Source organism: Clostridium sp. UMB9555A, from assembly GCF_030222355.1.
In the GTDB taxonomy this organism is placed as follows: Bacteria; Bacillota; Clostridia; order Clostridiales; family Clostridiaceae; genus Sarcina; species Sarcina perfringens.
On record NZ_JASORQ010000007.1, the window covers coordinates 46977 to 59552 of the forward strand.

Here is a 12576-nt window from a genome sequence, read left to right on the forward strand (position 1 = left end):
TCCACTAACCTATTAATTTTGCTTTAACTATGTATCTGTCTTTTCCTCTATTTGTACATGTAACTATGGTCATTGTTTTCTCATCTAAATTTTGATTCAAAACATCAGTATCACTAGGTGAGGTGACAAAAATCTCATTAATTTCATACTGAAATATGTCAGTTAAAGTTGTAATTTTTATTTCATCTCCTACTTGAAGCTTGTCTATATTTCTAAAGACCTCATTATTTATAGTATTTCTATGTCCTGCAATACTAAAATTTCCATTTTCGCCTGGCATAGCAGTATTTTCAAAGTGGCCAATGTTATTTTCTAACACATCTAAGGTACTACCCTCAGCAATAACTGTATGTACACCTATTTTTTCTATATCTATTAAAGCTATTCCATCTCCATTTTTTATTTCTTCTAAAGTCTTCTTCTTCTCTTCTTCTGAATAATTAAACTTTTCCTTAAACTCTTCTAAAGTTTTTTTCTCAATGTTACTTCTATAAAGTTTTCCTATAAGAACTGTAGAAACTATAACTAAACCTAAAATAAATAATCCTTTAGATAGTTTATTTCTCATATTACTTCTTCCTTTTAGCTATTACTAAACCAGTTATTAAAGCAACTATTATAATTCCGCCACCAATATAAATGAACATATTCTTATTATTTGCTAAACCTGTTGCTTCACTTATAGCATCTTCACTTTTTCCAGTTTCATCAGAAAGATTTTCACCTCTACTATCCTTATTTTCCACTTTAGGTACTTCTAACTTCTCAACAAGAGTTAAAGTATCAAACTTTGGAATAACCTTAAATTGAACATCTCTTTCCATAGGTCCTACATATATTTTTGCTTCTAGCTCTGAATCCTTATTAGGAACCTTAACTTTTAGTTTTATAGTTCCATTCTCTTTATCTTCCTCAACAACCTCAGCATTTCCCTCATTACCATCTACTAAGATTCTGAAATTTTCCATATATTCTGTTCCTGAAAAACCTATAGTATATTCTGTTTCATCCCCTAAAATTTTAAGCTGCATAGTGTCGTTTAAATAGCTTCTAGCCATTGACATCCCTATATCTGAATCATGATAAACATCATTTTTAACATCATATATTCCATTTTCTAAGGTTTCATTTGCTAGTACATCAATACTTCCAAAAACTCCTGTTAAAGAAATAAAAAGTGTCAACATAACTAATAAAACAGGTTTTAAAAGTCTCATCTAATTTCCCTCCATTTGTTTAAAATAGTTTGAGAGGAAATCCTCTCAAACTAAAATACTTTTACTCTTCTCTTTTTCTAATAAACATAGAAGTTCCCATCATTGCCATTCCTAATAATGCAACTGAGTTTCCTCCTATTGGTGAACCAGTCTGTGGCAAGCTTGATACAGTAAAGTCTTTTACAAACTTTTTAGTATCTTTTAAAAGTTCCACATTAAACTCAACATTTCTTCCCATTGGTATTACATATAAACTTACTTTAATATCTGCATCTAAATTAGGAATTTCAAATCTTAATTTAATTGAATCACCATTCTTAGATACAACTTTATAGTTAGCATCTTTACCATTTACAGTTATCTTGTGGTCTTTCATAAACTCTTGACCAGTAAATGTTAATGTTAAATAAGTTTTTCCATCAATTTCTTCTAAGTCAGATATTTTGTTTAAATATTTTCTTGCCATATCAACACCAGTCTGACTTTTATGAACAACTTTGTTTTCTATTGTGTAAAGTTTTCCCTTAGTAACTTTATTTTCTGTAACTGTACTATTTTCTTCATTAGCTGAGCTTCCATTATTAGAAGAGCTTGTGCCGTTACTTTCTTCTGATTTATTCTCTTCTTCTATGGCAGGTTTGTCCTCTCCACTGACTAATTCTAAAGTTCCCTTATTAAGTATTGTTTTAAAGCTTACATCTCTACCCATTACACTTACAAAGGCTGTAACAACTATGTTAGCATCAAGACTTGGTATCTCAAAAGATATTGTTCTATCAGCTTCATTTGGCGTTGCTAAAGCATCTTTACCATTTACAGTTATTCTAAAATCCTTAAAGAATGAGAACTGCTCTTCATTAAACTTTAGTGTAAGAATCTTTTTATCATCTTTTACCTCTAATTTACTATTCTTAGATAGAGCTTTTCTTGCCATATCATTTCCCACATCTTGATTTCCATCACCAATGTATGAAACATCATTTTTTATGTTATAGATACCATTATTTAATTGATTTGCATCTACTATTTCTCCTGAACTTCCTTCACTTTCATTTTCTTTATCTTCATTTGCACTTCCATTATTTCCTGAATTATCTTGATTTCCACTATTCTCATTTTCACCTGGAATATTCTCATTATCTTCATTACCAGGCTTATTATTTTCTTCTAAATTATCTTCTAATTTCTTAGCTGTATCATAATTTAAAGTAGTTTTAAAACTAACTTCTTTCCCCATCATACTAACTAGTGTAGATACAACAATATCTGAATTTAAATCAGGTATATTAAACTTTATAGTTCTATTATCTTTATTTACTTCTGCTTCCACTTTTTCTCCATCAACTGTTACATTGAAATTCTTTAAGAAAGCATATAATTCACTATTAAAAGTTAATGTAACTGTATTTTTTCCATTTGATATATCAATTCTTGAATCATCTGATAACACTTTTCTAGCCATGGAATTTCCTGTTTCCATGTTTCCTTGTCCAACATATTGAACTGTATTCTTAAGGGTATAACTTCCATCCCTTAAAGTTGTTTTTTTATTTACTGTAACATTTACTGTTTTTTCATCAAATTGCCCTGATGAATCTGTAACTTTATAAGTTATTGGATATACTCCAGGAATCTCTGCCTTCCCATCTTTTATAAATGATGTATCTCCACTTATCTCAACTTTTAAATTAGAATCTTCCTTATCAGTTCCAATAACTCCAGATAATAAATCAATAGCATCTCCTTGAGTAACACTAATATCCTTAGCATTATTTATAGTAGGTGCTTCATCTAATAAATTAACAGTATTCATATCATTAACTAAGAAAAGCTCAACCTTTCTTCCCATCATTGTTATGAATAATCCTATTTTTACCTTTGTATCAGGTGATGGTACTTCAAATGTTATTGATTTATCATCTTTATTTTCTTCTATCTTTAAAGCTTCTCCTCCAGTGCTAACCTCAATATTATTCATAAATCCATATAAACTACTATTAAAGTAAACCGTCATTAATGTTTTGCCATCTTCAATCCTAAACTTTGTTTTTTCTCCTACAGCATTTCTTGCCATATTTTCTCCTGTAGAATTTCCTTCTTCAACATATGAAGTTACATTATTAGCTTCATATATTCCATCTCTAAGTCCTTCTGAACGCACAATTGCAGTTCCACTATTTACGTTAGTGGCTGCATATACAGTATCCGCTCCTACTCCAACTAACATAGATGTTACAAGTGCATAACCTAAAATTTTATTAATTTTCTTTCTTCCCAAAGTTAATCCCCCTTTTGACTTTCTTTTCCCATTGAAAATGATTATCAATAATGTTAACATACTTATATTATCATAGATTTTTATAATTGTTTTTCTCTATATTAAGATTTTTTTTAATATATTAAGTTTAAAAAGGAGGATTTTGTGTGATTTTTTTAAAATCAGTTCTTATAGATTTTTATAACTGCTGTGAAATTCCAATAAGAGCTGTAGATAATAATATGAATATTCTTTCTGAGGTGGGTTACTCTTCTTTTTATGATTATATATTTAATGACTTGAACTTAAATAGCAAATTTGAACGCTCATATTTAAAACATGATCATAATGACTCACTAATAATTACCTTTGAAAATAATATATCTTTTTATTCATTGTTTAATTATAAATCAATTGATAAAGACTTAATTTTCATAATAGGTCCCTTATATTTAAAGGAGGATTTAAAAAATTCTAATGATGATTTAGAACTTTATAAAATACCTTTAAAGACTAAAAGTTGTCTTAAGTATTATAATTCTCTATTGAAAATAATCTTAGATGAAAAACTTAAAGATAATTTTTCAATTTCATATTCTCCTTATGTGGGAAGAGCTATAGATTTTATAGAAAAAAATTACTCAAAAGAAATTACTATAGACTCTCTTTGCACAGAATTTAAAATAAATAAGTCCTACTTCTGTAATCTATTTAAAAACGAAACTGGCCAAACATTTATAAACTTTTTAAATAATTACAGGATCGAAAAGAGTAAGGAGTTGCTTAAGGATCTTGACCTCTCACTTTTGGATATTGCACATAAGGTTGGATTTAGTAATCAAAGTTACTACTGCACAGTATTTAAAAAATTTACTGGTCTAACTCCCTTGAAATACAGAGAGGATAACTATAAAAAAGGTTTGTAAACTCTTTAAAGTTTACAAACCTTTTTATAAAACTATTTACTATAAATTATTTACCTATTAATTCTACAGTTTCCTTAGCTATCATTAATTCCTCATTTGTTGGAACAACATATGCTTTAATTTTTGAATCAGCTTGTGATATTTCTGCAAGTTTTCCTCTAACTTTATTTTTTTCTTTATCTAAAGTTAATCCTAAGAATTCTAGATCTTTTAAACATTCTTCTCTAGTTTCAGGTGAATTTTCACCTACACCAGCAGTAAATACTATTACATCTACACCACCCATATTTACTATAAATGAACCTATTTCAGCTCTTATTCTATAGTGGAATATGTCTAATGCTAATTGTGCACGCTTGTCCCCATTTGAAGCGGCATCTTCTATATCTCTAAAATCTGAACTAACTCCTGATATTCCTAAAACTCCTGATTTTTTATTTAATGATTCAGAAACCTCTTCTATAGTATATCCACATTCCTCAACTAAAAAAGGAATTATTGATGGGTCTATATTACCTGATCTAGTTCCCATTGGAATTCCAGCAAGTGGAGTGAATCCCATAGTTGTATCTATACACTCTCCACCTTTTATTGCTGATATACTTGCACCATTTCCTAAGTGGCATGTAATTATTTTTAAATCTTTTATATCTTTTCCCATAGTTTCTGCAACCTTATGAGATACATATTTATGTGAAGTTCCATGGAATCCATATTTTCTAATTTTATGATCTTTATATAATGCATAATCTATTGCATATATATATGCCTTTTCTGGCAATGTTCCATGAAAAGCTGTATCAAATACAGCTACCATTTCTTTATTTGGCATAAGACTTTGACATGCTCTTATTCCAATTATATTTGCTGGATTATGAAGTGGTGCTAATTTACTACACTCTTCTAAGTATTTTATAACTTCTTCATTTATGATTATTGAAGAAGAATATCTTTCTCCTCCATGAACTACTCTATGACCTACTGCTGATATTTCATCAATAGACTTAATAACTCCAACCTTTGAATCTACTAAAGTGTTTAGAACTATATCTATAGCCTCTTTATGATCTTTTATTTCTTTTTCTACTATATATTTTTCTCTCAATTCATTTTTTTGAACTAATCTAGATTGGTCAAGTCCTATTCTCTCAACTATCCCCTCTATGATATCCTTTTCATTAGCCATATCAATTAATTTATATTTTAATGATGAACTTCCACAATTAATTATAAGTATTTTCATTTTTATCTCTCTCCTAATCTCAGTTAAATTGATTTAAACCTTTAACCCACGCCAATCTTAAGATAAATTTTATATTCTAATTTAATATATTTCAACCTTAAATATAAAAAAAATTTGTAAACATTTTCTCAAAATCATTTTATTTCAAACAAAATAATATAATAACTCCAAATTAGGAATTTTATGTAACTAATTACTTCACAATTACTTTATTCATAAGAAAAATAATTTCCACTTTTATATAATTACCCCATTAATAACCACATCAATAATTTTACAAGATTTATTTTGAAGACCTATTAGCTAAAACTAGTAATAAATATATAAATCTCTTTAACTAAATTTAAAATATTTTTAAATATTAAAATGATCAAAAGAGCTTATTTATTAAGCTCTTTTGATTTTAATTTAACTTCTTTCTATTTTAACCTTGCTTCCACCTATGCCTGCCTCTGCCGGTGTTAATATAAGCTTAACTGGCACTCTGTTTTTTATAGACTCAACGTGACTTATTATACCTACAGATAACCTTTCATGATGAAGTCTTTCTAAGGAACTCATGACCACATCTAAAAGATTATCATCTAAAGTTCCAAAGCCCTCATCTAAGAAGAATAATTCTAAAGGTGCTGTTCCTTTTAACTGAATTTGTGATGAAAGTGATAATGCTAAGGCTAAGGAAGCTAGGAAGGTTTCTCCCCCTGAAAGAGTTGAGGCATCTCTCTCTGCACCACCATTTTTATAATCTCTTATTATAAACTTACCATTTTCATCAACCTCTAATCCATAAACTCCATTTGTTATATCCTTAAGCTTTTTAGAGGCTTCTATGGATATATATTTTAATTGATTTGCTGCAATAAATTCTACAAACTTCTTTCCTTTAAACAATTTTTCTAAATCACTTAAAAGAGCAAGCTTATGTTCTTGTTTAGCTTTAATATGAAGTATATCCCTTTGTTCTTCAAGTTTTTTCTTTATAGACTCACTTTCAGTAACAAGTCTAATTTTTATTTCTTCAACTTCTTTTAATTCTTTTTCAGTATTATTTTTCTCCTGAAGAACCCTTGTCCATTCTTCTTCTGTTAAACTCTTTCCATTTAACTTTTTAATTAATAATTCTATATTTGCCCTAACCTTAATAAAGTTATTATGGTATTCTTCAATTAATGTTTTTAATTTTTCCTTTTCATCCTTAGATAAAATACCCTCTTTAACCTCTAATATTGTCTTAAATCCTTCTTCCTCTAAAGCTAAGTTTACTTTTTTCTCCTCATTTTCTTTTCTAAGATTTAATGAATTAACTCCTTCCTTAGTAACAGCCATCTCTTGATTCATATTATTAAAGGCTTTTTCTAGTTTTTCTTTTTCCTCACTTAAATTTAAATAAGCATTTTCTATATAATCAATCTCTAATTGTAAATCTTCTAATAAGCCTTTTATATCTATTTTTTCAATAGGTAAAGCTTCATCAATTAAGCCCTTTAAAGCACCTTTAATCATTCTTTCCTTTTCTCTATAAACTTCTACTTTACCATCTAATAAGGATTTTTGACTTAAGTAATTCTCCTTTAATTCATCTCTTTTTTCTCTTAATTCATCCTTTATCTTATTTGATTCTTCTAACTGAGTTCTTAAGATTCTAATCTCTTTCTCTAATAGATTTTTTTCTTTCTCTTTTTTTAATATCAACTCATTTTCTAACTTAATATCCTCAATCTTTAGTTCATTCTTTATGGAATTAAGCTCAGAATTTTTTAATTTTAACTCCTTATCTAATTCCTTTACCTTTGAAGCTATTTCTTTTTCTCTAACTATTTTTTCACATAAAATAATCTCAGCCTTATTGAAGATATTTTCTAAATTATTCTTTTCTTCCTTTAATTTTTCTAAATCTTTTTCTAGATTTTCTTTTTTAAGATTAAACTCCTCTATTTTATCTTTTAAGGTATTAAACTCTTCTTCTAAGAATTTTAATCTTTCCTCATTAACTTCTCCTACTTCTTCTATGGAAATATTTAATTCCTCAATTTTCTTATTTTCATATTCTAAAGTAGCTTCTATTTTTGAGAACTCTAAAATAAGCTCTTTTAATTTTTCTTCCTTACTTTCTAATAAAGTTGTTTTTTCATTTGATTCCTCTAAATTAATTTTCTCAACCTTATTAAGTTCATGGTGAGTTGATCCACAAACTGGGCAGCATTCCCCATCTACTAAATTCTCCCTAAGTTTATGAGCTAGTTCTTCAACCTTAACCTTATTTATATAATCCTTAAGCTCTCTTATCTCTTTTTCTAATAATAATTTTTGATTTTCAAAAGTTTTAAGTTTTTCTTCAAAGTTATTTTTAGTCTTTAAGGATTCTTCTAAAGAATTTTTTATCTCTTTATATTTATTAAGCTTCTCTCTATACTCTCCAAGTTTTATTTGTTTTTCTAAAATAGAATTACTATCCCCTGGTGTTTCCTTTAAAAGATTTTCCAGTTTGTCCCTTGTCTTACCTAAGCTTTCTACCTTTACTTTTAAATCATTCTCCGACTTTTCTTTATCCTCTTTAAGACTTTTTATAGATTTCTTTAATTCAATTTCTTCACTCTTTATCTCATTAAATTGTTTATCTAAGCCTTCATAAGAATTTAAAATAAATAATCCACTATTAATCTTATTTTTAAATTCTTCATGGACAAAAAGCTCTTCTTTTCTCTCTTCCTTCTCTTTTAATTCTTCATTTAATCTCTTTTCATTTTCTTCTATAGAATTTAATTTAGTATCACATTTACTTCTATCCTCAAAAATCTTCTTACAAGCTTCCTTTAATTTAACCCCATCAGCCTTTATTTGAAAAAGTATCTCTCTTTCCTTTTGGCTTTCTAATAACTTTTCCTTCTTTAATCTTAAGTCAGGTAATTTTTCTTCCTTCTTTTTAACAACCTCTTCAAACTTTAACTTATTTTCTTCTCTTAATTTTATAAGTTCTTCTAATTTCTTATTTAACTCCTTAAATTTTAAATCCTCTTTATTTATTTCCTTTAAAATCTCTTCAAGATTATTTATAAATACTATTAACTTATCCGCCTTATTTGAAATTTCAACCCTTTCTTTAAAAGATTTTATTTCCTCACTTCTACTTACTAAACTCTCTTCTTCAATTCTTTTATCATAAAGTTCTTTTTGAATATTCCAAACTTTTTCCGCTTCCTCAAATTCTTTTTTTATCTTCTTTAATAACTCTTCTTTACTTTTAATACTTAAGTTGATTTCCTTAATTTCTTCTTCCTTTGCTTTTAAAGCTTCTTCGCTAACTCCTTCATATCCCTTTAATTGTCCTTCTAAGACATTCATCTTATCTTTTTCTTTTCTTATTTCAAAACTAAGCTTACTAGAAAGATCATCACCATATTTTCTAAGATTAAATAATCTCTCAAGCATATTTCTTCTCTCTTTTCCTTCTAGCTTAAGAAACTCACTAAATTTCCCTTGTGGCAGAACAACAGTCCTCATAAAATCATCTAATTTTAGCCCTATAATTTCCTCACACTTTGAAGTTACAGCCTTTGCCTTTTCCTCTAGTACATTTTCAACTCCGCCTGTTATATCAATTATCTTTGAACTTTTATTTCTTATTCCACCACTTTTATTATCTCTTTTAAATTCCCTATCAACTCTATACCTTTTTACTTCATTACCTGTTATTTGAAATTCATAACTTACATAAACACCATCACAGTTAGTATTTATATAGTTTGAGCTTTTTCTTGCAATATCACCATATAAAGCAAGGGTTATTCCATCTAGAATTGTAGATTTTCCACTTCCAGTAGGTCCAAAAATACCAAAAAGCCCTCTCTCTGTTAACTTATCAAATTCAACAACTTGCTTATCTATAAAACTATTTAATCCCTTAACCTCTAGCCTAATTGGTTTCATTTTCTTCATCCCCTTCCTCTTTAACTATATTAAGTAAAAGCTCTAATAAATCTTCCTCTGGCTTAACCCCTCTTTCCTTTTCATAAAAGTCAGTGAATAATTCCTGAAAGGATTTTTCTGAAAAACTTCTTTCATCATTCTCATCTTCATCTAGTGTTATCTTAGGAATAATTTCAATAATATCCCCTTTAAGCTTCTTCATAGACTTTATTTCATCTTCTCTTATATATCTATCTGTTTTTATCTCTAAATAAACCCAACATTCTCTATCTTTATTCTCTTCACATTTATAAATAGCTTCATCTATGCTATCACACTTCCAAACTTCTATAGGCTTGTACACATCAAATTTTATTTCATCTATATTTGCCTCCTCATTTGCTTTAACATCTACAATAAAACACTTTTTTTCAAAGCTTATTTCTTTTTTATTGTATTGAAGTGGTGAACCTGCATATCTTATTTTTTTATTAGTTCCTGGTAGAATCATAGGCTTATGTATATGTCCTAAAGCAATATATTGAGCTTCTTCTGGGAAACATTCCTTATCAACAATAAAACTTCCTCCAAGCTCTATATTTCTCTCTGAACCAGTATTTTCTGCTCCCATTGCAAAAAGATGAGATACCACTAAATTAATTGTATCCTCTTTAAAATTTCCCTTAAGGGAATCAAATAAAAGCTTTATTCTATCACTATAACTTTTTATTCTCTCACAAGTTTCATCCATTGCACCATATAAAACTTCATTTAATCTCTTTTCACTTGGATATGGAACAGTTAATATTACAGACTTTTCTCCATTTATATCTAATTCAATAAATCCTTCTCCTGAATTTAAAACTTTATTTCTTCCATATTCCCCTACTTCAACTATACTCTTAGGAGTTCCAACCATTACTATGCCATGTTCTCTTGCTAAGGGACCTGCAGCCACTAATCTTTCTGGATTATCATGGTTTCCTGAAATAACTAAAGTCATCCTCTCCCCATTAGCTGATATCTTTTTTAAGGTATCATAAAACATTTTTTCTGCCCTAGCTGGAGGATTACTAGAATCATACACATCCCCTGCTATAATAACTAAATCTATATTATTATCTTTTACTATGTGAACAAAATCCTCTAAAAATCGTTCTTGCTCATCCATACGACTTAATCCTTCTAAGTTTTTTCCTAAATGCCAATCAGCAGTGTGAAGTATCCTCATTCCACATCTCTCCTAACACCTTTTTTATTTAGGCCATGTTTTTTATAACTATATATTAAATCTTCTGCTATACTTATAGCTAAAATTTATCTTTTAATAAAACACACCTAATTCTATATTGTCTACTTATACTATCTTCTTTTCTTACATATCTATTAAAATTAATTATAATTTTAGTTTTCACTTAATTACTAGCTAAAAATCAATACTTATCCCTAATAAAAACTTTCTTATTTACATAATATTATTTCTAATTTAATCCTTATAAACATTATACTAAACCTCATTTATATTTAATAAGATTTTGATAAATATTTTATAGCATAAATTGCTATTTTAAATTTATATTTTTTATAAAATTCTAGCATTTTTATTAATAATAATTATTCTCAAATAATTATTAGCTTAACTTTTAAAAAAATATATATTTTATTATCAAATTGTATAAAAATAATTATTTTATGAACCTAATTCGTAAAATATCCTATTTGATGATGATATTTTTAAGTAGTATATTAAATTCATGAGAGAGATTTTTAAAACTTTAACATATTAAAATTTTGAATAGATTTACGAGGTGATTTTAATGAACTCATTTATGATGGATATAAAAAACAATAGTAACGATTTACATGCTGTAGCTGAAAAAACAGGATTCTTAAAAAGATTATTAGAAGGAAAAGCTTCTACTGAAAGCTACGCTGAATATCTTTATAATCTTTACGAAGTTTATAACGCAATAGAAGTTAACTTAGAAAAATGCAAAGACAACAAAGTAGTTAAAGACTTTGTACTTCCTGAAATTTATCGTGCTGAAGCTATACTTAAAGATTTAAAATTCTTATTAGGAGAAAATTTAAATACAATTAAACCATTAGCTTCTACAAGAGCTTACGTTGCTAGAATAAATGAAATAGGAGAAACTGCTCCTGAACTTTTAGTAGCACATGCTTATACTAGATATCTTGCAGATTTATTTGGTGGAAGAACAATCTATGGTATGGTAAAAGATTTATATAAAATAGATGAAGAAGGATTAAATTACTATAAATATGATACTTTAAGTGATGGACCTGAAATGAAAGGTTTTGTTATGAACTATCATAATAAACTTAACAATATTGAATTGAATGAAGAAATGAAAGAAAGATTCATAAATGAAGTTGCTAATTCTTATGTTTATAACATAGCAATTTCAAATGAATTAGACTTTATAAGATTTAATAGATAATTTATACTCCTAAAAATATATTAGAAAAAGGGATTATATCAAAAACTTAAATATAAAACTTATAGATATCTTAAGAATTATTAAATTAAAAATCTATAGTGCTTACTCCCAATGTTATATAATCTATAGAATAGCTTGAATCTCATAATTTCTTAAGATACCTTTTAGAAGTTTTGTTACTAAGTTACTTTGGTATAAGCCCTTTTTTATATAACTTTATCATTTAATTTCATATTTCTTTTAATATAAACATTATATAAAATTAGAGCTATGGATACTCCATAGCTCTTTCCCTAGTAATGCCACCCCATAGTTCTGCCCATAAACTATGGTTTTTATAAGGTCTTTTCACCTTATATACTTCCCTAATTTTAAAATTTATAAACATGATTTATTTATATTTTTAATAGTTAATCTATTTACTAAAGAAATTTAATTTTTAGCATAGTATATGTTACTAAAGCATACCTTATTATCTATGGGCATACCTTCTTTTTAGTTGATATTTGTCAAAAGAAAATTTATAATATATTTTGCTTTAGTAATAAGTAATAATTTATAGGAG

The 12576-nt window shown here is 27.4% G+C and carries 8 protein-coding genes; 2 read left to right on the forward strand and 6 right to left on the reverse strand.

The window, feature by feature from the left end:
* Positions 1-4: 4 nt before the first annotated feature.
* The 3 genes from QP548_RS14525 to QP548_RS14535 form a co-directional block, all read right to left on the reverse strand.
* Positions 5-568: a class D sortase gene (locus QP548_RS14525; protein ID WP_061426178.1), complete on the reverse strand. Its 564-nt coding sequence runs from the start codon at positions 566-568 to the stop codon at positions 5-7.
* Position 569: 1 nt separating this feature from the next.
* On the reverse strand, positions 570-1217 hold the full coding sequence (locus tag QP548_RS14530) for an NEAT domain-containing protein (protein WP_061426177.1): 648 nt from the start codon (positions 1215-1217) through the stop codon (positions 570-572).
* Positions 1218-1278: 61 nt separating this feature from the next.
* Positions 1279-3495: an NEAT domain-containing protein gene (locus tag QP548_RS14535; RefSeq protein ID WP_061426176.1), complete on the reverse strand. Its 2217-nt coding sequence runs from the start codon at positions 3493-3495 to the stop codon at positions 1279-1281.
* 146 nt (positions 3496-3641) lie between these two features.
* On the opposite strand from QP548_RS14535, the gene QP548_RS14540 reads away from it, so the two are divergent.
* Complete coding sequence (locus tag QP548_RS14540; RefSeq protein WP_061426175.1) at positions 3642-4400, forward strand: helix-turn-helix domain-containing protein; 759 nt, start codon at positions 3642-3644, stop codon at positions 4398-4400.
* A gap of 46 nt (positions 4401-4446) precedes the next feature.
* Here the strand turns inward: QP548_RS14540 and QP548_RS14545 are convergent, their stop codons facing one another.
* The 3 genes from QP548_RS14545 to QP548_RS14555 all read right to left on the reverse strand — a co-directional run bounded on the left by QP548_RS14545 (position 4447) and on the right by QP548_RS14555 (position 10780).
* Positions 4447-5643 (reverse strand): acetate kinase, encoded by a 1197-nt coding sequence (locus tag QP548_RS14545; protein WP_061426174.1) that lies wholly within the window; start codon positions 5641-5643, stop codon positions 4447-4449.
* Between the two features lie 408 nt (positions 5644-6051).
* Positions 6052-9570 (reverse strand): SbcC/MukB-like Walker B domain-containing protein, encoded by a 3519-nt coding sequence (locus QP548_RS14550; RefSeq protein WP_061429408.1) that lies wholly within the window; start codon positions 9568-9570, stop codon positions 6052-6054.
* Complete coding sequence (locus QP548_RS14555) at positions 9557-10780, reverse strand: exonuclease SbcCD subunit D (protein WP_061426173.1); 1224 nt, start codon at positions 10778-10780, stop codon at positions 9557-9559. Before QP548_RS14555 ends, QP548_RS14550 begins: the two co-directional genes overlap by 14 nt.
* 586 nt (positions 10781-11366) lie before the next feature.
* On the opposite strand from QP548_RS14555, the gene QP548_RS14560 reads away from it, so the two are divergent.
* Positions 11367-12011 carry a heme oxygenase (biliverdin-producing) gene (locus QP548_RS14560; RefSeq protein ID WP_061426172.1) on the forward strand — a complete coding sequence of 215 codons (645 nt, stop codon included), beginning with the start codon at positions 11367-11369 and terminating at the stop codon, positions 12009-12011.
* Positions 12012-12576: the final 565 nt, after the last annotated feature.